The following is a 21,057-nucleotide window of genomic DNA, read 5'->3' on the forward strand; positions in this document are numbered from 1 at the left end:
CTCCATCACGAGCTTGCGATTGCGTATCGGCGCTCTGCTGGCTCGTGACCTGCCCCGATGTCCCTGTTGTCTTCGGCATCAACGAGCACAAAATATATAACACAGTAAAACTAACGGGCCGGGGCTTTATTGCGTATTGCCCGCAGTTCTGCCAACGAAGGTCCGTACCGTTGGGCCGGCTGGGTGTTTTGTGCCCGTTGCTGCCGCCCGCACTCGAAATGACCGGCCGTGCGCGAACTGGAACTGACGGCCACTAGGCACAGTGCCCAGTTATGAGCAGTTGGTCGCAGTAGGTGCTGCTGGTGTGGGCTCCACATCGAATGATGGAAGAGGCTCGCACGCACTGAACTGGACATAAATCGGCCGCAGGTGCAGTACGGCGTCTCCACTTCAGGAGACTGCCATGTCCGAGATCCCCGCATTGCACGAGACCGTGCGAGCCTGGCTGCTTGAGGGCCCGCTGGCGGCGCATGTGCCGGCCTATGTCGCGCGGCTCAAGCGCGGCGAGTACGCACAGGGCACCATGCGCCGCTGCCTCGGCGGTGTCGCGCACTTCGCCCATTGGATGGCGCTGTGTCGCCTGGGTGTCGAGCAGGTGGACGAGAGCCGCGTCGACCAGCTCCTCAACGAACACCTACCGCATTGCGGTTGTCCCTCGGCAGCGCTGCGGCATCCACGCGAGGCCCACGCCGCGCTGATGAGGGTTCTTTTGGCCACGTGAGGGCCCTGCTAGTGCGCGTTTGCGACCGCGTGAACTTCCAGCATTCGGGCAAAGCTTCTGATCACAGGCTTCTCGATCAGCTTGCCTTCGAAGACCAGCAGACCACCGTCGCTCTTCGCAAATGCCTCCAGCACCCGCCTCGCGTGGTCCACACTGGCACTATCCGGCACGAAGCACGCATTGATGTCAGGAATCTGCTTGGGATGGATCGCGCCTTTGCCGGTGAATCCGAGCTCCGCGGACAGGGCTGCTTCACGCAGCATGCCGTCGCGATCGTTCAGATCCAGGTAAGGCACGTCGATCGCATCCAGCCCCGCTGTCGCTGCGGCATGCACGATGCGTGATCGCGCGTACTGCAAGGCCATCCATGTGGACTTGCAGCGTAGGTCCGCTGCCATGTCGACGCCGCCAAAGAACAAGGCTTCGATGCGATCACTGGAGCGTGCAATTTCTTGGGCCGCTTCCAGTGCCTCGTTGGTTTCAATGATGACGTGCAGCCGCGTCGACAGCTTGTATGCCGTCAGCAGGTCGCTGAGATTGCAGCATTAGGCTTTGTAATTGAAGAAAGGCGATGGTTACTGGAGGATGTGTAAGTTGCAAATTCGTTAGGGTTACTTTTGCTAAGCAATTGGCTTACAAAACATCGTTTTACCTGGTTGGCACTAACGCCTACGATTTGAAGGTCCGGAGAACGCTTCTGCGCGCTCTGACAAGCTCGAATCTTCTTGACATTGAACAGGAGTCCTCATGTCCCAACACGAAGCCAGCATCCAATGGCAACGCGTCCCACACCCCCTTGATGAGCGCACTTATTCACGCAACCATGAAGCGTTGCTCAATGGTGGGCAATCCGTCAACGTTTCTGCCTCCGTCGAATACAAGGGCGATCCCGCCTGTGCAGATCCCGAGCAGATGCTGGTGAGTGCGGTGGCGAGCTGCCACATGTTGACGTTCCTTGCCATCGCGGAATTCCAAAAGTTTCGCGTGGAGCAGTACCAGGACAACGCCATCGGCTATCTCGAAAAAGTCGAGGGCGAAGGAATGACTATCACCCGGATCGAGCTCTCACCCAAAATCACGTTTGGTGGAGAGAAAATGCCTGATGCCGCAGCTTTGGCTCGCCTACATGCTGGCGCCCACAAGAACTGCTTCATTGCCAACTCTCTCAAGGCCCGAGTGACGGTAGTGACCGAGACGGCCACGGCCTGACTCGGCTCGCACGATCACGATCGGAGGCATTGCCATGAGTACAGATCGCCCCCCCGCCCCCTTACTTAGGGAAGACAAGGATGGGGTCGCCACGCTGCATCTGAACCGACCGCTGCAGTTCAATGCCCTGTCCGAAGACCTGCTGGACGCATTGCAGCGTGAACTCGGCATGATCAGCGCGGATGCGAACGTGCGTTGTGTTGTGCTGGCAGGCGCCGGCAAGGCGTTTTGCGCCGGACACGACCTGCGTGAGATGCGCGGGCAGCCCCGCCTTGACTACTACCAGGCGCTGTTCACCCGCTGCAGCCGCGTGATGCAGGGCATCCAGGCACTGCCAGTGCCTGTGATCGCGCGTGTCCACGGGGTTGCCACGGCCGCGGGCTGCCAACTCGTGGCGAGTTGCGATCTCGCGATTGCCGCGGAAACGGCGCGCTTCGCCGTCTCAGGCATCAACGTAGGACTTTTCTGCTCGACGCCGGCCGTGGCTTTGTCGCGTAACGTTTCGCCCAAACGTGCCTTCGACATGCTGGTGACCGCGCGCTTCATCGACGCAGCCACGGCGGTTGACTGGGGTCTCGTCAACGAGGCGGTGCCCGACGGCGAACTGGATGCCGCCGTGGCGCGTAAGACAGCCGAGATTCTTGCCAAGAGTCCCACAGCCGTGCGCTATGGAAAGGCCATGTTCTACCGGCAGAGGCAGATGGCACTCGGCGACGCCTATGCTTACGCCGGCGACGTCATGGCACGCAACATGATGGAGGAAGACGCCAGCGAGGGCATCGATGCCTTCCTTGAAAAGCGCCAGCCCCGTTGGCGCTCCTTCATGAAGGGCTACCTGAAGAACGCCGCGGCGACCGAGGAGGCTTTCGCTGGCGGATGGTTCGACACCGGATGGTGACCGCGCGCTTCATCGACGCAGCCCACGGCGGTTGACTGGGGTCTCGTCAACGAGGCGGTGCCCGACGGCGGACTGGATGCCGCCGTGGCGCGTAAGACAGCCGAGATTCTTGCCAAGAGTCCCATAGCCGTGCGCTATGGCAAGGCCATGTTCTACCGGCAGAGGCAGATGGCACTCGGCGACGCCTACGCCGGCGACGTCATGGCACGCAACATGATGGAGGAAGACGCCAGCGAGGGCATCGATGCCTTCCTTGAAAAGCGCCAGCCCCGTTGGCGCTCCTGACAGCTTTCGATGCGATTCCAGTGAACGAGGTGCAGCGATGAACTGCGCCTGCCGGAGACAGCAATGACCCGCACCAACCCCTACCAACAAGGCCTCGACCGGACACCGGCCAACTATGTTCCGCTGTCCCCGTTGAGCTTTCTCCAACGCGCAGCAGACGTCCATCCCAATCTGACCGCGCTTGTCTACGGCGAGCTTACTTACTCTTGGGCACAGGTCCATGAGCGCTGCCGCCGGCTGGCTTCTGCGCTGCAGCAGATGGGCTTATCGCGGGGCGACACGGTCTCGACCATGCTGCCCAACGTGCCCGCCATGTACGAAGCGCACTTCGGCGTGCCCATGGCGGGCGCCGTACTCAATGCGATGAACGTGCGGCTGAATGCCGAAGCCATCGCCTTCATGCTGGATCACAGCGAGACCAAGGTGCTGATCACCGACCCTGAGTTCGCGGAGGTGATCACGCAGGCACTCGCGCTGCTGAATGGGCCCAAACCCCGCGTCATCGACGTCCCGGATGCCGCTGTCGCCAATGGAAATTTGATTGGTGAAGCGGTATTCGAGGCGATCCTGGAAGCGGCCAATCCGCAGTTCGCCGGATCGATGCCCGACGATGAATGGGATGCGATCGCGCTGGGCTATACGTCGGGCACGACGGGAAATCCGAAGGGGGTGGTGACCCACCATCGGGGCGCCTATCTCAATGCCGTGGGTAATGTGTTGTCCTGGGGCCTGCCCGCCCATTGCGTCTACCTGTGGACGCTGCCCATGTTCCATTGCAACGGGTGGTGTTTCCCCTGGACGCTGGCCGCCGTCGCGGGCACCAGCGTGTGCCTGCGCCGCATCGACACCGCGGTCGTCTTTGACCTGATCCGCAGGCACGGGGTCACGCACTACTGCGGCGCTCCTATCGTGCACGCCATGTTGGGCGATGCACCCGCACAGCAGCGCGACGGCATCGAGCACCGCGTGAACGGTCTGATTGCCGGCGCCGCGCCGCCGGTCGCTTTGTTCGAGCGCATGGAGCGCATTGGCATCGACCTCACGCATGTGTATGGTCTGACAGAGACCTACGGTCCCGCGACGGTGTGCGCCAAACAGCCGGACTGGTCAACTCTCCCGGCTACGGAGCGTGCCCAGCGCAACGGGCGCCAGGGCGTTCGCTATCCGCTGCAGGAGGCCGTCGCCGCGCTGGACCCGCAGACGCTGGCACCCATTCCGCATGATGGTGAGACCGTCGGCGAGATCATGTTCCGCGGCAATATCGTCATGAAGGGCTACCTGAAGAACGCCGCGGCGACCGAGGAGGCTTTCGCTGGCGGATGGTTCCACACCGGCGACCTTGCCGTGGTCGATCCTGACGGTTACCTTAAGATCAGGGACCGCTCAAAGGACGTGATTATTTCCGGCGGCGAGAACATCTCTTCGTTGGAGGTCGAAGACACGTTGCTGGGGCATCCCGCGGTGCAGTCCGCTGCCGTGGTGGCCATGGCCGACACCAAGTGGGGCGAAGTCCCGGCTGCGTTCGTGGAGTTGCGCGACGGCGCGACGCTGGGCGAGGAAGAGCTCATCGCCTTTTGCCGCGCGCATCTGGCGCGTTTCAAGGTGCCCAAGAAGGTCGTTTTCGGGCCACTGGCGCGCACCGCGACCGGAAAGGTCCAGAAGTTCGCGCTCCGCCAGCAGCTCAAGGAAGGAACAGCGGCTCCATGATCGAGGCCAATCTGTCGTCGATGCATCAGCGCACGGACGCCTGCGCCGGGCTTTCGGGCGAACGCTGGGTTGACGTAGCGCAGGATCGAATCCGTTCCGCGATTACGTCGCGTACCGTACTAAACCTTGAAGGTGCAGGGACGCGGGGCGATTTCGGTGGCCCGCTGCGCGGAGAGCCTTTGTCTGCGGCAGGTTACCGGGGCATCGTCGAGTATGACCCTGGCGACCTGGTGGTGACCGTGCGCGCCGGTACGCCGCTGGACGAACTCGACGCCGAACTCGCCCGCCACGGCCAGATGCTGGGTTTTGAACCGCCGCGGCGCGCTGGCTCCACGATCGGCGGCGCCGTGGCATTGGGCTGGTCGGGCCCGCGACGACCGTTTGCCGGCGCGCTGCGAGACCATCTCATTGGCGCGCGCCTCCTGGATGGCCGGGCCCGCGTGCTGCGCTTCGGCGGCAAAGTGGTGAAGAACGTCGCTGGCTTCGACGTCGCCCGGCTGATGGGGGGCAGCCTGGGCATCCTCGGGCTGCTTCTGGATGTTTCTCTGCGGGTCGTTCCCCGCCCGATGGTCGAGCGTACCACCGTCGTCGTGACCGCGCCTGAAGCCGCGTTGCAAACGATGCAACGTCTAGCCGTGGGGCCGGGGCTGTTGTCGGCAGCGAGCTATGTTGACGGCCAGTTGTATCTGCGCAGCTCCGGCTCGGACGACTGCGTTGCGGAGTTCCTTGCGCGCCATGTCGGCACCGAGCTTTCCCCTTCGGACGCGCAGGTGTTCTGGCAGGCGTTCAACAACCAGACACTGGCTTTTTTCCAGGCCACCGCGGGTCTGCGGCTGTGGCGCGTCAGTGTCAACAGTGACGCACCGCACGCCTGGCCGCAGTTCCCGACAGCGATCGACTGGGCCGGTGCCTTGCGCTGGGTGATGGCCCCGCCTGCGGCCGGTGCCGAGATAGCGGCCTGGGCGCGCGTCCATGGGGGCCATGCCAGCCTCTGGGCGCACGCGACCGGCGCTGAACGCGCGCAGGGCGTTTTCACCGAACTGTCACCGCCCCTTCGGCGTATCCATCGCGAGCTGTCCGACATCTTCGATCCGCACCGGGTCTTCAATCGCGCACGCATGTATCCATCACTCGAAAAGGCGGCCTGATGCGCATCGAACTCGAAGACTCGTTGCAGGGGCAGGTCGACGCGGCCGACGCCAGCCGCATCATCCAATCCTGCGTGCATTGCGGACTTTGCACCGCTGCATGCCCCACCTACGAATTGTTGGATCACGAGCTGGACAGCCCGCGCGGCCGCATCTATCTGATCCGCGAGATGCTGCAGGGCGCTCCGGCCAGCGCCACGACACGCGAGCATCTTGACCGTTGCCTGAGCTGCCGCGCCTGCGAACCAGCCTGCCCCTCTGGCGTCGAATACGGCCATTTGATCGACATCGGTCGCCAGGAGATCGAGCGCCGCGCGCCCCGTCCTGCAGCCCAGCGCTGGCTGCGTAGCCTCCTGCGGCGAAGCCTGTCCAACGAACGGCTCGTTCGGATGGCACTGGGTTTGGCGTGGCGTGTCCGCCCCGTGCTGCCAGCGAGGCTGAAGGCGAGAGTCCCGCCACGGCCTTCCCACAGCGCTTGGCCTCGTGCCCGCCACGCACGCCGCGTCCTCACCTTGCGCGGCTGTGTACAGCCCACTCTGGCGCCCGGCTACGACGCCGCGCTGGCCCGGTTGCTGGACCGCTTCGGCATCTCGCTCGTGGGCATCGAAGGCACTGGCTGCTGCGGCGCCTTGAGCCAGCACTTGGGCGGAGCCGACCAGACGGCCAACGCAATGCGCCGCAATATTGATGCGTGGTGGCCTCTGCTCGACCAAGGCGCCGAGGCCATCGTCGCCAGTTCCAGCGGTTGCGGTGCGATGCTCAAGGACTATGGCCACTTGCTTCAGCATGATCCTGCCTACGCAGCTAAGGCACGCCGCATCAGCGCCATGCTGCGCGACCCTGCTCAGTTGCTGGTAGATCTGTGGGAGAGCCAGCCGCTCACACTGCAACCTGTTTCCCCGGGCGAAGAGCGCTTGGCTTACCACGCGCCGTGCACACAACAACATGGCTTGCGCATCCAGGGGCCTGTCGAGGCCTTGCTCAAGCGCGCTGGCTACCAACTCGCGCCAGTTGCCGAACCGCACATGTGCTGCGGCTCGGCGGGCACCTTTTCAATTTTGCAGCCCGAGCTGGCCGGACGCCTGCGCGAGCGCAAGCTCGGGCATTTGACAGCTGGTTTGCCCATGCGCATTGCCTCCGCCAACATCGGCTGCATCCTGCATTTGCAGCAAACCAGTCCTGTGGCCGTACACCATTGGCTGGAGCTGCTCGAGGCGCGGCTGCCTGTGGACAGCGGAGAAGCGGCATGACGACGCACGCATGGGGACGGAAAGGCGCATACCGGAAGTCGAGCGGCCTCGACGGATTTCTCGAATCCTTGAGGACTATCGTCGGCCCGTCCTGGGTGCTCAGCGGCGACGAAGAGGTTGCGCCGTTCGAATGCGACGCGTTGTTCCATCTGCGCCAGCGCCCGCGCGCGGTGGTGCTGCCGGGTAACGAATCCGAGGTGTTGGCTGTACTGCGCTTTTGTGCCGAGGCTAGGATCGCCATCGTCCCGCGCGGGGCAGGCACCAGCCTGTCCGGCGGCGCGATGCCGGTGGCCGAAGGCATCGTGATGTCGCTCAACAGGATGAAGCGGCTGGTCATCGACGCCGCAGCGCGGCAGGCCGTGGCGGGGCCTGGTGTGCGCAATGTGGTGGTGTCGCAACAGGCGGCGCCGCATGGGCTTTTCTTTGCACCCGATCCTTCCAGCCAGGCCGCCTCCACCATCGGCGGCAACATCGCGGAGAACGCCGGTGGCGTGCACTGCGTGAAGTACGGGCTAACGGTCAACAACGTGGTTGGTGCGCGCGTGGTGACTGGTGCTGGCGAACTGCTAGAACTGGGCGGCGGCAGCCTGGATCAGGCGGGTTTGGATCTGCTGTCGCTGATGAACGGTTCCGAAGGGTTGCTCGGACTGGTCACCGAGGCCCGATTGCGGCTGCTGCCCGCGCCAAAGGCGGTTCGCGTGCTGCTGGCTTTCTTTTCAAGCGTGCAGGCGACTTGCGAGGCCGTAACGCGAATCATCGCCGCCGGCATCATGCCGGCGGGGCTGGAGGTTATGGACCAGGCTTCGCTGCAGACAGCCGACGGCTATTCACCCGCACTCGCCTTGCGCATCGACGCCGGCGGCGCACTGCTGTGCGAGCTGGACGGCGAGCTCATCGATATCGCTGACGCAACATGCCGCGTCAGCAGCATCTTCGAAACCCTGGGCGCACTGGAAGTTCGCCACGCCGACGACGAAGCGCAACGTTACCAATTGTGGGCTGCGCGCAAGAACGTCCTGCCGGCGCTGCTGCGAACCGCGCGCGATGTCTACGTGGCCGATTGCGTAGTGCCGCGCCATGCACTGAGCCAGGTTCTGGACAAGGTGATGCATTTGGGCCGGGAGCGCCGCATCGACGTCGTACAGGCCTTTCATGCGGGCGACGGCAACCTGCATTCGGTGCTGCGCTACGACAGCGATATCCCCGGCGAGGAAGACCGTGCCATGGCGCTCGCGGACGCCATCATGCAAACCGCGCTCGCTGCGGGCGGCACGGTGAGTGGCGAGCATGGCATCGGCACCGAGAAGCTGCATGGGATGTGCTGGCAGTTCTCGGCCGATGAACTGGATGTGTTCCATGGGATTCGGGCTGTGTTCGACCCCCATGGGATTCTCAACCCGGGCAAATCCATTCCCACCCTGCATCGCTGCGCCGAATTCGGCGGCATGCACATACGCCGCGGTGAGTTGCCTCATGCCGATCTGCCACGTTTCTAGCTGCGCATCAAAGACATGAGACAACCCGATGGCCGATGCGCCTCAGGTCGATGTCCCATATCACCCGCAGGCACTCTTCACATTAGTATTTGTACAACCTTTGATTGGAGCGATTCTCTTGTTCACGACTGACAAAACTATCCGAGCCCGCCGCAGCTTTATCTTTGCGCCGGGCAACCGGCCCGACATGTTCCCGAAGGCCCTGGCCTGCGGGACGGACATCGTCTGTGTCGATCTCGAAGACGCCATCGCTCCCAAGGACAAGGCCCATGCGCGCCAGCAAGCCTTTGCACACTTGGCCACGGCCGAAGGCCCAGAGCGGGTGGAACGCATCATTCGCCTGAACTGCCTGCGCACGACCGAAGGCATGATGGACGTGCAGGCGCTGCTGCAAGCACCTGAGCCCATCCCGGCCGTCATGCTGCCCAAGGTCAAAGGGCCGGAGGAGGTGCGCAACCTCAGCGATCTGCTCACCGAATACAAGCTGCCGACTCGCCTGCACGTCATCATCGAGACCAACGAGGCCTTGGAAGCCGCCTACGAGATCGGCCGCTCCAGCGACCGCATCGAAGCCTTGTTCTTCGGCGGAGTGGACATGGCCGCCGACCTACGCTGCAAGTCCACCTGGATGGCGCTGCAGTACGCACGTTCTCGCATCGTGCATGCCGCCGCCGCATCCGGCCTGGACGCGATCGACGTGCCCTACCTGGACCTGGAAGACCGCGAAGGCATGTTGCGCGAGGCGGCGCTCTCCGCCGAGCTGGGTTTCACCGGCAAAGGGGCGATCCACCCCAAACAGATCCCCGACATCAACGCCACGTTCACGCCCGATGCGGCCAGCGTAGAGCACGCTCGGCAGGTGATCGAGGCCTTCGCGCAATGCGACGGCGGTTTGCTGGTTTACAAGGGCAAGCTGATCGAGAAACCGGTGTTGCGCAGCTTTGCCCGGATGCTGGCAGTCCACGAGGTGGCCAACGTCAAGTAAGCTATGCCTCCATGCGCAAGCCTGCTCCGTCGACTCAGCACCAACGCCAACGCGACGCGATTGCGGCGGAGCAAGGTGTGGCCGTGGCTGATGACAACGCAGTTCGCGCTTGCCCGCCGCAGGATGATGGCCGGACATGGCCCTTGCCAACCAGCGCCAAGCGCCTGCCACCGCTCATCGCGCTGTCGTACTTCGAAGCCGCAGCCAGGACGCAGAGCTTCGCCGCCGCTGCCAAGGAACTGCACGTCACGCCGGCTGCGATCAGCCACCAGATCAAGGCGTTGGAAGAACATCTCGGCGTCGAGCTGTTCGTCCGCCACCATCGCAAGGTCAGTCTGACGCCGGCGGCCAAGGCGGCGCTACCGACATTGCAAGACGGTTTCTCCGCCCTGGCAGAAGCCGTGGAGCAGATCCGCGCCCACAGCGAGGCACGTTGGGTCATTACCGTGTGCGCAGAGCCCTTGTTCGCAACCAAGTGGCTGGTGCCTCGCCTGCACCGCTTCTATGCGCGTTGCCCGGAAGCGGAAGTGCGCCTTCAGGCCAGCCTCAGCTCCGTTGATACGGCACGCGGCGGGCCGACTGGACCAACCACGTTTCGCCGCGCGGGCATCGATTTGGCCGTCCGCTTTGGCTACGGAGAATATGCGGAACTTGATGCGCGGCGCCTGTTGGCGGTGTCGTTGGTCCCTGTTTGCTCACCCCCCGGTGGCAAAGCGTTGCCCTTCGCGTCACCACACGCACTGCTCAAACAGCAACTGCTGAGCGACAGCACAGCCTACCGCTCACCGGAGCGCTTCGGGTGGCCTCAATGGTTCCAGCATGCCGGCATTTCGGTCCCGGCCTCGCTGCGCGAGCAGCGCTTCGGCAACGGGCTACTCGCACTGGAAGCCGCCGTCACAGGCCAGGGCTTGCTACTTGCCTGTCCTCAACTGGTGCAAGCTGAGTTGCAAGCCGGAAAACTGGCTATCGCCTCCGATGTGGAAATGCCTTGTCCCTTCGCCTATTTCGTGGTGTGCCAGCCTTCTGCGTTGGATCGGCCCATCGTGCAAGCGTTCCGGGAGTGGCTGTTCGAGGAGGTCGAGGCCGAGGCATTGGATAGCCCCCTGGCTTCGGTAAGCACAACCAAGCAGAAGAAGATGACCACACGCACCCGCAGTTCGGAGTCTCCTCGCCCATGAGGTCACAACGGCAGGCTCGTTGACCGCTTGATCTCCTTGAGCGAGAAGCCGGTGTACATCTCCTTGATATTGCCCAGCGTGCGGATCTTGTGCATGGCCAGTTCATGGAAAGCGGCCATGTCGCTCACGACCACCTGCAGCAAGTAGTCGTACTTGCCTGAGACATTGTGGCAGGCGACGACGTTCGGCAGCGCCATCACGCCGCTCTCGAAACGGTTCATCGCCTTCTCGGAATGGTTGTCGAGCATGATGCTGATGAACGCGAACAGCCCCAATCCCAACTCCCGAGGCTCCAGCGAGGCGTGGTAGCCCCGAATTACTTTCTCCTCCAGGCGCTTGAGTCGCTTCCAGCATGCTGGAGGTGACAGTGCCACACGGGACGCGATCTCCGTGTTGGCCAGCCGACCGTCGGCCTGCAGAAGCTGCAGGATCGTGCGATCCGTGTTGTCCAACTCCACCATTTCACTTCCTCCATCGGTAGGCATAAGCGGGCCAAACCGAACCCAAGGGCTGGCCACTGGAACGTCGAGCTTTCCGGCCCGCCTGCGGTCACCTCGGGCTGGTATCCGTCTCCTGATATATGGCGGCGCCTTCCGAAGCTCGATGCAGGCTAATATTATTAACCAAAACAAGACTGTTATAGAAATATTGGAAATCAAATTTCTCGACAATAAGAACAGAATTTTCAGTTGGATGCATCGGCGGTTCTCGTGCCGGTGACCTCCGTCGGCCTGGCGCCACGCTTCAACCGCGTGGCGCGCCCGGCAAGTACAACGATTCAACTGGAGACATATGTGAGCCTGTTTCGTACCAAAAATCTCGACGACCTGGTCGCGAGCGCCCAATCCATCCATGGTCTGAAGAAAGTCCTCGGGCCCTTCGATCTCATACTGATCGGCATCGGCGCCATCGTGGGCACTGGCATCTTCGTGCTCACGGGCACGGGGGCGCTGACTGCCGGGCCGGCGCTGACCGTATCCTTCGTCATCGCGGCCATGGCCTGCGCCTTCGCCGCGCTGTGCTATGCCGAATTCGCCTCGTCGTTTCCCGTGGCAGGGTCGATCTACACCTACAGCTACGCCACATTGGGTGAGCTGATCGCCTGGATGATTGGTTGGGACTTGATGCTCGAATATGGGCTGGCGAGCTCCGCGGTGTCCGTAGGCTGGTCAGGATACTTCCAGTCTTTGCTGAGCGGCTTCGGCATCGCCCTGCCCAAGGTGCTGTCCGCGGCGCCGGGTGCGATTCCCGGTGTCGAAACCTGGTTCAACCTGCCAGCCTTCCTGATCATGCTGGCACTGACCGCCATGCTTTCCATCGGGATCAAGGAGTCGGCGAAAGTCAACAACCTGCTGGTGGTCATCAAGGTCGCTGTCGTGTTGTTGTTCATCATCGTGGGCTACAAGCATGTGCAGCCCGTCAACTGGCAGCCTTTCGCTCCCTACGGCGCCAACGGGATCTTCAGCGCAGCCGCACTGGTGTTCTTTGCGTTCATCGGCTTCGATGCCGTCTCGTCTGCCGCCGAGGAAGTCAAACGCCCCGACCGCGACCTGCCTATCGGCATCATTGGTTCGCTGGCGATCTGTGCCGTGCTGTATGTCGCGGTCTCGCTGATCATGACGGGCATCGTGCCCTACCGTGATTTTCTTGGTGTGGACCACCCCGTGTCGCTGGCCTTGCAGCGCGCCAACGAGAACTGGTTCGCCGGCTTCGTTGATCTGGGCGCCATCCTCGGTATGACCACGGTCATCCTGGTCATGATCTACGGTCAGACCCGCATCCTCTTCGCGATGTCGCGCGACGGCCTGCTGCCCCGACGGTTTTCCAGGGTCCACCCCCGCTTCGGAACGCCGCTCTTTGCCACTTGGCTCGTCGGCATCTTCTTCGGCCTGATCGCGGCGGTCGTGCCTCTCAATGTGCTGGCCGAGCTGATCAACATCGGGACGCTCGCTGCCTTCAGCTTGATCGCGGTGGCCGTGATCGTGCTGCGCAAGACTCGCCCTGACCTGCCGCGCGCCTTTCGTTGTCCGGCGGTCCCCATCGTGCCTCTGTTGGCGATCGGGTTCTGCATCACCCTGATGACCTTCCTGCAGGCCACGACTTGGATTGCCTTCGGCATCTGGCTTCTGCTGGGTCTCGCGGTCTATTTCTCCTATGCGCGCAAGCGCTCCTTGCTGAACTGATGGCGTATCTGCTCCAACAACAGGACAACCTTTAATGAAAACTGATTTCGACAAACTTGGACTCAACACGGTTCTGGCTCACGCCGGTTCTCATCCGGAAGACCACCACGGCTTCGTCAACCCGCCCATCTACCGCGGCTCCACGGTGGTCTTTCCTGACGTGGCGACGATGAAGTCGGGCAATCAGCGCTACCAGTACGGCCGCTGGAACAACCCCTCCACGGAAGCGCTCACCGAGGCGATCAATGCGCTCGAAGGCGCACAAGGCAGCGTGCTTTGCCCGTCCGGGCTGGCCGCTTGCGTGGCGGCCATCCTGGCCGTGGTGGGCGCGGGTGACCACCTGTTGGTGCCCGACAGTGTTTACGCACCCACGCGCCATTTCTGCGACACGGCCGGCAAGCGCCTCGGCTTCGAGACCACCTACTACGACCCGGGCGTCGGCGCGGGCATCGAGGCGCTGTTCCGTCCCAATACCAAGGCTGTGTTTACCGAGTCGCCTGGCTCACACACTTTCGAGATCCAGGACATACCGGCCATCTCCGAGGTCGCGCACCGTCGCGGCGCCCTGGTCATCATGGACAACACCTGGGCCACGCCGCTGTTCTTCAAGCCGCTGGCCATGGGAGTCGACCTCAGTGTGATGGCGGCCACCAAGTACGTGGTGGGCCATTCGGACGCGCTCATTGGCACCGTAGCGGCCGGCCCACGCGCCTGGGACCAACTGAAGGCGTACCAGTTTCAGGCCGGGGTGTACGTCGGGCCGGATGATGCGAATCTGGCCCTGCGCGGCTTGCGCACCATGGGGATGCGGCTTGCGCGTCACCAGGAAAGCGCACTCGCGGTCGCACGCTGGTTGGAAATGCGAACCGACGTCGCGCGTGTGATCCACCCTGGGCTGGAGTCACACCCTCAACATGAGCTATGGCGTCGGGATTTCCAAGGCGCGAGCGGTCTGTTCTCGTTCGTAACCAAAGAGGCGCCATTTGAGGCCGTGGAAGCGCTGCTCGACGGCCTGGAGTTCTTTGGCCTGGGCTATTCCTGGGGTGGCTTCGAGAGTCTGGCCATGAACGTGGATCCACGAAAAATGCGCACCGCCACTAAGTGGGACGAAGCAGGTCATCTGGTCCGACTGCACATAGGGTTGGAAGATCCAGTGGACCTGATCGCAGATCTGGAAAAAGGGTTCGCAAGATTCTGCTACGTAGCGTGACCCGGCGCAACCCCGCGCTCAGGCAGCAGACGGCCGTGGCGGCGCCGGCCGATCGCGCAGCGGCGGAGGTGGATCTCTACAAGGCGCGCAAGCGCTTCAATGCCCTCGACTGCTGAGCCGGGCGCCCGGCATCAGGCGCCTTGCGCATCGCGCCTGAGGATGGCCGCGCTGTAGTCCAGGAATTCGTCCAGATGCTGCGTGATCACGTTCACGGTGATCGGCAGCAGCAATCGCTGGTATTCATGCAGCGCGATATTGCGAAAGCCCACCATCTTCTTCAGCGCCTCGGCCAGGGGCACTTCGATCCAGTGGGCCTTGGCCAGCAGGTCGAACAGGTCGCGGGTGCTCTGGGGCAGGCCCAGCTTTTCGCGCCGCACCAGGTGTTGGCCCATGTCCAGGGCTGCTTCGCAGGCGCGCTGGATGTTCAGGACGGCTGCGTCCTGGCGTGTGTAGTCGGTGTCGAATTGCGCGCCGGCCGCCGCGTATTCCTCCCTGGCGCGGGCCACGCAGCGCTCTATGGTCGCGGCCTTGTTGAGCAGCACGTCATCGGCCATACACCTTCCCCTTCTTCTCGATGTCGGACACCAGGCCTGCGCGCGCGGCGTCCAGTGCCAGTTTTTCGCTGAGCACGAAGCATTCGAACAGCCCGGCCTCCAGGGCCTGGCCCCACAGGCGTTGCCCCTGCGTCAGCACCTGGTGCTGCATCACAGTGCTGGCCGCGCGCAGGTCCAGCAGATCGACCTCGCAGCCCAGCCGCTCGCTGAGCTGGCCCGCAAGCTCCCACAGCCTGAGCGGCTCGGCATAGCCCGGGACCAGCACCGCCAGGTCCAGGTCACTGTCGGGCCGGGCAGTGCCCTGCACCCGGCTGCCGAAGGCGTAGACGGCCAGCGCATCGGGCCAAGCGGCACGGATGGCGGTCACCACCGGTCCTTCTTCGGCCAGTGCGGCATCGGGCGAGGTGGGGGATGGGCGGCAGGGCATGGTGGCATTCTCCAGCTTTGATTATCGTGCCGCGCCGATCTGAACTATGCTTGTAGCCCCCATCCAGCGTGCCGCGGGCACAAGAAAGGGAGCGTGATCATGGCCACAGGCACCGTCCGCCTGCACCGCGTGCTGCGTGCGCCGCCGCAGCGCATCTACGAGGCCTTCCTCGATCCCGACGCCATGGCCAAATGGCTGCCGCCGCACGGCTTCACCGGCAAGGTGCACCAGTTGGAGGCCAAGGTCGGCGGCAGCTACAGGATGTCGTTCACCAACTTCTCCACAGGTGCCAGCCACTCCTTCGGCGGGGAGTACCTGGAGCTGGTGCCCAACGAGCGCATCTGCCACACGGACAGCTTCGACGACCCCAACCTGCCCGGCGAGATGCGCACCACGATCTCGCTGAAGCAGGTGTCCTGCGGCACCGAGCTCAGCGTGGTGCAGGAAGGGATACCCGGCGTCATTCCCGTCGAGGCCTGCTACCTGGGCTGGCAGGAGTCGCTGGTGCTGCTGGCGCAGCTGGTCGAGGCCGAGATTCCGGATTAGAGGCATGGCGATGACGAGGGTCCGGGTCGAGAGCTTCACCATCTCGCTCGATGGCTTCGGCGCGGGGCCGGGCCAGGACATGACTCACCCGCTCGGCCTGGGCGGGGCGGACCTGCATCAATGGGCCTTCCCCACGCGCACCTTCCAGCAAGCCCTGTTCGGTGCTGATGGCGGCAGCACTGGCATCGATGACGACTTCGCCGCGCGGGGCTTCAGGGACATCGGCGCCTGGATCATAGGCCGGAACATGTTCGGGCCGGTTCGCGGCCCCTGGCCCGACATGAGCTGGAAAGGCTGGTGGGGAGACAACCCGCCGTTTCACGTGCCGGTGTTCGTCCTGACCCACCACGCGCGCCCGACCATACGGATGGACGGCCACACGAGCTTCCACTTCGTCACCGGCGGCATCCACGAGGCGCTGGACCGTGCGCGCGAGGCGGCCCAGGGCCTGGACGTGCGCATCGGCGGCGGGCCCCACACCCTACAGCAGTACCTTCGTGCAGGCCTGGTCGACGAGTTGCACATCGCCATCGCGCCGGTGCTGCTGGGGCAGGGCGAGCGGTTGTTCGAGGGGGTTGACCTGCGCGCCCTGGGCTATGAATGCGTGCAGTTCGTGGCGTCGCAGAAAGCCAGCCATGTCGTGCTGCGGCGCGCCGGGCATCACCCATGAGCGTGGTTTCAGGAGGTAGAACATGAAGTACCGAGGCAGTTGTCACTGTGGCCGGATCGCCTTCGAGGTGGAGGGCGAGATCGGTGAGGTGCTGTCCTGCAACTGCTCCATGTGCCAGCGCAAGGGCTCCTTGCTCTGGTTCGTGCCGCGCGAGAAATTGCGCCTGCTCACCCCGCCGGAGGACATGGGCAGCTACCTGTTCAACAAGCATGTGATACAGCACCGCTTCTGCCCCCGCTGCGGCATCCATCCCTTCGGCGAGGGCGTGGGCCCCGATGGCCAGGCCATGGCGGCCATCAACGTCCGTTGCCTGGAGGGCGTCGAGCTGGAGTCCTTGCGCGTCAAGCATTTCAACGGGCGTGCGCTTTAGGAACGGAAACCGGCTTCGCTTTGCGAGCGAGGCGTCGACCGCAGAGGCAAGCCCGTGATGCATGTACTCGTCCTCGCCGACAGCGAGGTGTCCGTGGTTTCGTCCTTGGGCGATGGCGTTCGCATCCGCCTGTCCGCCGCCCATGTGCTGCGCAGCGAGGCGGGCACCAGGCCCACGCCGGGCTTTGCGCGACGGGTCGAGCTCTGGCTGCCGGGGGCCGCGTTGCCGCGGCCAAGCGGCGAATTCCTGGGACGCATTGCCCAGGGGCGGGCGCAGTTCGGTGGCCGCTGGGCCTCGCAGCTGGCATTGCCCTCGTCCTGCGCCGGCCCCGTCACGCTGGAGCTTGCGTTCGCCAACCGCTCGCAGCTGCTGCTGCAGGCAACGGGCCTGGCCTGCCGTTACGAGGGCGAGGCCAATTTCTCTGAATCGCTGTTCTGCTAGCCCGCCCGCACAGCCCGCACCGGCAATGAACTGCGACCTTTCTTGCGTTCGCTTACCTCGTCGCTTCGGCCACGGCGCTACGCTCGCGCTGTCACGTAATCCTCCCATGTCCACCCGCACGGTTTTCCTCGCTTTGCTTTTGTCCTCGGCCGGCGCCCTGCTGCCTGCGCTCGCCTATGGCGATGATGCGCACCGGGGGTGGTGGCAGCAGGCCTGGCGCGATCCCTACTGGGAGCGGCCTTGCGAGGTCAAGGTCGAGTCCAAGCCGGGCGAGTTCAAGCGCGAGGTCAAGTGCAAGGGGGGGGTCGGCGCCACCTGGCGCGGCGAGTGGAAGGACGAGTTCTGGGACGGCCCGTGCAAGATCAAGCTGGAGGCCAGCCGGGAGACCTTCAAGGAAGAGGTCAAGTGCAAGGGGCGTTGACAGGCCCTGGCCGGCACCCGTAGTTTGCCTGACTTGCGCGCTCCTGCTACGCTGATCGAACAAGGGCCAGCCTGGCCAACCCGGGAGCTTGACATGAACTTCATCTGGTTTCTCCTCGTCGGCCTCGTGGCGGGCTGGCTGGCCGGTCAGCTGGTCAAGGGCGGCGGTTTCGGCCTGGTCGGCGATCTGGTCGTCGGTGTGGTGGGTGCGCTGATCGGCGGCTTCATCTTCAGCTCGCTCGGCGTCTCGGCCGGCGGCGGGCTGCTGGGCAGTATCGTGGTCGCGACGCTGGGCGCGGTGGTGCTGCTGTTCATCGTGCGCCTGATCAAGCGCGGATAGCTTTTCCAAGCATGCCCGTGTTCGGCGTGCGGGAGGTCGCGCATGCCGTGCGCTCTGGGTTCGCCACGGAGCGGCCCGGCTTCAGTGCGGCATGCGATCCAGCTGCGCCGCCAGCGCCTGCAAGGCCTGCGAGATCTCCACCGGGTAGCGGTCCGCGGCGGCCTCGAGCCGGCGCAGCGGCGCGGGCAGGGCGGCCAGCTGGGCGGCGGCGTGCTGGCGCAGCGCGTCCAGGGGCTCGGCCGGCGCCAGGCGCCGGCCGTCGCGCATGACCGGCTGCAGCAGGGCCTGGGCTTGGGTGGGCGGGTTTTCGTCGGCCAGCGCGACCCGGTCGCCGGCCAGGCGCCCGTCGGCGTCCTGCCGGCGGTAGACCTGCTTGGCGCCGGGCCAGGTGGCCTTGCCCTCGGAGCGCTTGCGCCGCGGCCGGCCGGCGTAGGCCTGCAGCTTGTAGACGGCATCGAGCGCGGGAGCGTCGGCGGAGGTGCTGAGATGGGTGCCGACGCCGAAGCCGTCGATCGGCGCGCCGGCCGCCAGCAGCTGGGCCAGGCGCGCTTCGTCGAGGTTGCCGCTGGCGAAGATGCGCACCGCGGCCAGGCCGCCCGCGTCCAGGATGGCGCGCACGCGCCGCGCGTGCTCGGCCAGGTCGCCGCTGTCCAGGCGCACCGAGACCAGATGGGCGCCCAGCTCGCGCAAGCGAGGCGCGAGCGCCACGACCTTGTGCGCGGCGGCCTCGGTGTCGTAGGTGTCGATCAGCAGCGTCACCTGGCCCGGCTGCGAGGCGGCAAAGCGCTCGAAGGCCTGAGCCTCGAGCTCGTGCGCCTCGATGTAGGCGTGGGCCATGGTGCCGAACACCGGGATGCCGAAGCGCTGGCCGGCCAGCACCGTGGCGCTGCCGGCGAAGCCCGCGAGGTAGCAGGCGCGCGCGGCGAGCAGCCCGGCCTCGGCGCCATGGGCGCGGCGCAGGCCGAAGTCCACCAGCAGCCGGCCCGGCGCGGCCAGCACGCAGCGTGCGGCCTTGCTGGCGACCAGCGAGGCGTAGTTAACGAGGTTGATCAGCCGGCTTTCGACCAGCTGCGCCTGGGCTATCGGTGCCGTGATGCGCAGCACCGGCTCGTCGGCGAAGAACAGCGTGCCCTCGCGCATGGCGTGCACCTCGCCGCAAAAGCGCAGCGCGCGCAGCCAATCGACGAAGTCGGCGCGCAAGCGCCCGCTGGCGCGCAGCCAGGCCAGCTCGGCCTCGGAGAATTGCAGCTGCTCGAGGTACTGCAGGGCCTGCTCGATGCCGGCCAGCATGAGGAAGTTGCGCTCGGCGGGCAGGCCGCGCACGAACAGCTCGAACACCGCGGTCTCCTGCATGCCTTCGTCGAAATAGGCCTGCAGCATGGTGAGCTCGTAGAGGTCAGTCAGCAGGGCGCTGTCGCCCATGTCGCTCACGGCGGGACCTCGTCCAGGGTTTGCAGCGTGGCGCTGGCGGCGCCGGCCTCGCGCATGGCCTGCTCGGCGCGCGCGCCGTCGCCGGGCTGGACCTCGACCGCGCGCACCGCATCGCGCAGCAGCACCACGGCGAAGCCTGCGGCCAGCGCGTCGCGTACGGTCTCGCGCACGCAGTAGTCGGTGGCCAGGCCGCCGACGAACAGGCGCCGGCAGCCCCGCTCGCGCAGCCAGTCCGCCAGCCCCGTGCCCTGGAAGCCCGAATAGACGTCGGCCTCGGCCGTGGTGGCCTTGGACACCAAGTGGCCCGATGGCGGCAGGGCCAGGCCGGGCGCGAAGGCGGCCCCCGCGCTGTCCGCCACGCAATGCGGTGGCCAGGGCCCGCCCTGGGCGCGGAACGAGCAATGGTCCCGCGGGTGCCAGTCGCGTGTGAACACCGTGGGCAGGTCGGCTTGCTCGAAGCGCGCGATGTAGTGGTTGAGCACGGGCACGACCTGGTCGCCCTCGGCCACGGCCAGCGCCCCGCCGGGCAGGAAGTCGCGCTGCACGTCGACCACGATCAGAGCGTCGCCAGGGCGCAGGCTCGGCGCGCCTGGCGTCGCATGCGCGGTGCGGTCGCTTCGTTCATCCATGAAGACATCTCCGAAGGTCGGCCCCCTATTGTCCGATGCAATCCTCTTGGCCTCAATCACGGCCGGCGCGGCAGGACTTTCAGGGCACGCGCCAGTACACTGGCAGGCGGACCTTGGCATCGGGAGTCGAGCATGGATGAAGCCCCCGCCGCGCGCACCTGCCTCTACGGCAGCGCCCAGCTGTGCGTCGTCGTCGACGATATGGCGCGCCAGGCCGCCGGCCTGCTGCTGGGGCGCGAGAAGCTGGCCGTGGTCGGCATCCTGCGCCGTGGCGCGCCGCTTCGGCTGGACCTCGCGGGCCGCACAGTGGCAAGCGTGGGGGCCCTATGACACCGCCGCGCCCCGGTCTTCAGGTGGCCGTGGTGATGCGCCGCGAGCGCGTCGCCGGGCCGATGAGCCGCTGGCAGCCCTGGCGCTGGGTGCTGGACCAGGTGCTGCCGCAGGCGCCGGGCCAGGGCGAGGCGCCGCGCCTGCTCGCGCAGGACGAGAACGGGCAGCGCTGGCTGCACCCTGGCTTCAGGGTGCAGCTGTTCAGGGACGAGGCCGAAGGCTACTTTCTCAACGCGAGCTCGCCCGCGCCCTGCTGGTTCGTGCTCTGGCGCATGGAGGAACAGGCCTCGCTGGCCGACGAGGCTATCGCGCGGCCGGCCGCGGTCTCGCTGAGCTACCACGAGGCCGGGCGCTGGCTGGACGCGCAGGAGACGGTGGAGCAGCTGCCGGCGCCGCCCGCGGTCGTGGCCTGGATGCGCGCCTTCGCCGAGGCCCATTACGCGCCCGAGCCGCGGCGCCGCCAGCGTCCGCAGAGCTTCCAGGGCCTGCAGGACAGGTTCGGCCAGCCGGCCTCGGTCAGCACGGGCAAGCGCTTAGGGCCGGGCCAGGGGGAGGGGCCATGAGCGCCGCCGGGCCGCCCCAAGGCGCGAAGGCCCCCTCGGGGGGCAGCGAGGACACGCGAGTGCCGA

At 65.2% G+C, this 21,057-nt stretch carries 24 protein-coding genes and 2 pseudogenes; 20 read left to right on the forward strand and 6 right to left on the reverse strand.

The genetic code is table 11. The annotated features are described in order from the left end of the window. The first annotated feature begins 403 nt into the window (after positions 1–403). Entirely contained in the window at positions 404–721 is a 318-nt protein-coding gene (locus FFS10_RS07335; protein WP_137893099.1) for a hypothetical protein, read from the forward strand. Positions 722–729: 8 nt separating this feature from the next. Here FFS10_RS07335 and FFS10_RS07340 read toward each other — a convergent pair whose 3' ends face one another. Continuing rightward, on the reverse strand, positions 730–1,248 hold the full coding sequence (locus FFS10_RS07340) for an HpcH/HpaI aldolase/citrate lyase family protein (protein ID WP_137893101.1): 519 nt from the start codon (positions 1,246–1,248) through the stop codon (positions 730–732). Between the two features lie 220 nt (positions 1,249–1,468). On the opposite strand from FFS10_RS07340, the gene FFS10_RS07345 reads away from it, so the two are divergent. From FFS10_RS07345 to FFS10_RS07385, 9 genes and pseudogenes are all read left to right on the forward strand, one after another. Next, a complete protein-coding gene (locus FFS10_RS07345) occupies positions 1,469–1,930 on the forward strand; it encodes an OsmC family protein (protein WP_137893103.1) in 462 nt (153 codons plus the stop codon). Between the two features lie 34 nt (positions 1,931–1,964). Beyond that, positions 1,965–2,750, forward strand: a pseudogene (locus tag FFS10_RS07350) (enoyl-CoA hydratase); the annotation flags it as partial. Positions 2,751–2,821: 71 nt separating this feature from the next. Further along, positions 2,822–3,113 (forward strand): annotated as a pseudogene (locus FFS10_RS07355) (enoyl-CoA hydratase-related protein); the annotation flags it as partial. Between the two features lie 63 nt (positions 3,114–3,176). Next, positions 3,177–4,820: an acyl-CoA synthetase gene (locus tag FFS10_RS07360; RefSeq protein WP_137893107.1), complete on the forward strand. Its 1,644-nt coding sequence runs from the start codon at positions 3,177–3,179 to the stop codon at positions 4,818–4,820. After that, positions 4,817–5,968, forward strand: a complete 1,152-nt coding sequence (gene glcE, locus FFS10_RS07365) for a glycolate oxidase subunit GlcE (RefSeq protein WP_137893109.1) — start codon at positions 4,817–4,819, stop codon at positions 5,966–5,968. Before FFS10_RS07360 ends, glcE begins: the two co-directional genes overlap by 4 nt. Next, positions 5,968–7,218, forward strand: coding sequence for a glycolate oxidase subunit GlcF (gene glcF, locus FFS10_RS07370; RefSeq protein WP_137893111.1), 1,251 nt, complete (start codon positions 5,968–5,970; stop codon positions 7,216–7,218). The genes glcE and glcF overlap by 1 nt, the downstream gene beginning before the upstream one ends. Further along, positions 7,215–8,714, forward strand: a complete 1,500-nt coding sequence (locus tag FFS10_RS07375; RefSeq protein ID WP_137893113.1) for an FAD-linked oxidase C-terminal domain-containing protein — start codon at positions 7,215–7,217, stop codon at positions 8,712–8,714. The genes glcF and FFS10_RS07375 overlap by 4 nt, the downstream gene beginning before the upstream one ends. Positions 8,715–8,832: 118 nt before the next feature. Then, complete coding sequence (locus tag FFS10_RS07380) at positions 8,833–9,699, forward strand: HpcH/HpaI aldolase/citrate lyase family protein (RefSeq protein ID WP_212744102.1); 867 nt, start codon at positions 8,833–8,835, stop codon at positions 9,697–9,699. 11 nt (positions 9,700–9,710) lie between these two features. Continuing rightward, complete coding sequence (locus tag FFS10_RS07385; RefSeq protein ID WP_137893117.1) at positions 9,711–10,877, forward strand: LysR family transcriptional regulator; 1,167 nt, start codon at positions 9,711–9,713, stop codon at positions 10,875–10,877. A 2-nt stretch (positions 10,878–10,879) separates the two neighbouring features. Here the strand turns inward: FFS10_RS07385 and FFS10_RS07390 are convergent, their stop codons facing one another. Beyond that, positions 10,880–11,338 carry an Lrp/AsnC family transcriptional regulator gene (locus tag FFS10_RS07390; RefSeq protein ID WP_137893119.1) on the reverse strand — a complete coding sequence of 153 codons (459 nt, stop codon included), beginning with the start codon at positions 11,336–11,338 and terminating at the stop codon, positions 10,880–10,882. Positions 11,339–11,671: 333 nt separating this feature from the next. Between FFS10_RS07390 and bcaP the strand changes: the two genes are divergently transcribed. After that, the gene (gene bcaP, locus FFS10_RS07395; RefSeq protein ID WP_137893275.1) at positions 11,672–13,060 is read left to right on the forward strand and encodes a branched-chain amino acid transporter BcaP; all 1,389 of its coding nucleotides are present in this window, start codon (positions 11,672–11,674) and stop codon (positions 13,058–13,060) included. 34 nt (positions 13,061–13,094) lie between these two features. Continuing rightward, a complete protein-coding gene (gene metC, locus FFS10_RS07400; RefSeq protein ID WP_137893121.1) occupies positions 13,095–14,270 on the forward strand; it encodes a cystathionine beta-lyase in 1,176 nt (391 codons plus the stop codon). A gap of 131 nt (positions 14,271–14,401) precedes the next feature. On the opposite strand, the gene hepT is transcribed toward metC, so the two are convergent. Together hepT and mntA are read right to left on the reverse strand one after the other, a co-directional pair. Next, on the reverse strand, positions 14,402–14,824 hold the full coding sequence (gene hepT, locus FFS10_RS07405; RefSeq protein ID WP_137893123.1) for a type VII toxin-antitoxin system HepT family RNase toxin: 423 nt from the start codon (positions 14,822–14,824) through the stop codon (positions 14,402–14,404). Beyond that, positions 14,814–15,251 carry a type VII toxin-antitoxin system MntA family adenylyltransferase antitoxin gene (gene mntA / locus FFS10_RS07410; protein WP_137893125.1) on the reverse strand — a complete coding sequence of 146 codons (438 nt, stop codon included), beginning with the start codon at positions 15,249–15,251 and terminating at the stop codon, positions 14,814–14,816. The genes hepT and mntA overlap by 11 nt, the downstream gene beginning before the upstream one ends. Before the next feature lie 99 nt (positions 15,252–15,350). Here mntA and FFS10_RS07415 point away from each other — a divergent pair, with 99 nt between their 5' ends. The 6 genes from FFS10_RS07415 (at position 15,351) to FFS10_RS07440 (ending at position 18,038) form a co-directional block, all read left to right on the forward strand. Then, positions 15,351–15,797, forward strand: a complete 447-nt coding sequence (locus FFS10_RS07415; RefSeq protein ID WP_137893127.1) for an SRPBCC family protein — start codon at positions 15,351–15,353, stop codon at positions 15,795–15,797. A gap of 10 nt (positions 15,798–15,807) precedes the next feature. After that, the gene (locus tag FFS10_RS07420; protein WP_137893278.1) at positions 15,808–16,467 is read left to right on the forward strand and encodes a dihydrofolate reductase family protein; all 660 of its coding nucleotides are present in this window, start codon (positions 15,808–15,810) and stop codon (positions 16,465–16,467) included. Between the two features lie 22 nt (positions 16,468–16,489). After that, positions 16,490–16,837 (forward strand): GFA family protein, encoded by a 348-nt coding sequence (locus tag FFS10_RS07425; protein WP_137893129.1) that lies wholly within the window; start codon positions 16,490–16,492, stop codon positions 16,835–16,837. Between the two features lie 57 nt (positions 16,838–16,894). Then, a complete protein-coding gene (locus FFS10_RS07430) occupies positions 16,895–17,278 on the forward strand; it encodes a hypothetical protein (protein ID WP_137893131.1) in 384 nt (127 codons plus the stop codon). 106 nt (positions 17,279–17,384) lie between these two features. Further along, the gene (locus FFS10_RS07435; protein ID WP_137893133.1) at positions 17,385–17,699 is read left to right on the forward strand and encodes a hypothetical protein; all 315 of its coding nucleotides are present in this window, start codon (positions 17,385–17,387) and stop codon (positions 17,697–17,699) included. A 93-nt stretch (positions 17,700–17,792) separates the two neighbouring features. Continuing rightward, positions 17,793–18,038: a GlsB/YeaQ/YmgE family stress response membrane protein gene (locus FFS10_RS07440; RefSeq protein ID WP_137893135.1), complete on the forward strand. Its 246-nt coding sequence runs from the start codon at positions 17,793–17,795 to the stop codon at positions 18,036–18,038. Between the two features lie 81 nt (positions 18,039–18,119). Here the strand turns inward: FFS10_RS07440 and FFS10_RS07445 are convergent, their stop codons facing one another. Then, positions 18,120–19,460, reverse strand: coding sequence for a nicotinate phosphoribosyltransferase (locus FFS10_RS07445; RefSeq protein WP_137893280.1), 1,341 nt, complete (start codon positions 19,458–19,460; stop codon positions 18,120–18,122). Positions 19,461–19,465: 5 nt separating this feature from the next. Further along, the gene (locus FFS10_RS07450; RefSeq protein WP_137893137.1) at positions 19,466–20,098 is read right to left on the reverse strand and encodes a nicotinamidase; all 633 of its coding nucleotides are present in this window, start codon (positions 20,096–20,098) and stop codon (positions 19,466–19,468) included. A 132-nt stretch (positions 20,099–20,230) separates the two neighbouring features. On the opposite strand from FFS10_RS07450, the gene FFS10_RS07455 reads away from it, so the two are divergent. Together FFS10_RS07455 and FFS10_RS07460 are read left to right on the forward strand one after the other, a co-directional pair. Further along, positions 20,231–20,428, forward strand: a complete 198-nt coding sequence (locus FFS10_RS07455) for a hypothetical protein (RefSeq protein WP_212744103.1) — start codon at positions 20,231–20,233, stop codon at positions 20,426–20,428. Beyond that, complete coding sequence (locus FFS10_RS07460) at positions 20,425–20,991, forward strand: DUF3305 domain-containing protein (RefSeq protein WP_137893139.1); 567 nt, start codon at positions 20,425–20,427, stop codon at positions 20,989–20,991. The genes FFS10_RS07455 and FFS10_RS07460 overlap by 4 nt, the downstream gene beginning before the upstream one ends. The last annotated feature ends 66 nt before the right edge of the window (positions 20,992–21,057 follow it).

It is taken from the genome of Ramlibacter sp. 2FC (assembly GCF_005503345.1).
Classification (GTDB): Bacteria; Pseudomonadota; Gammaproteobacteria; order Burkholderiales; family Burkholderiaceae_C; genus SCMQ01.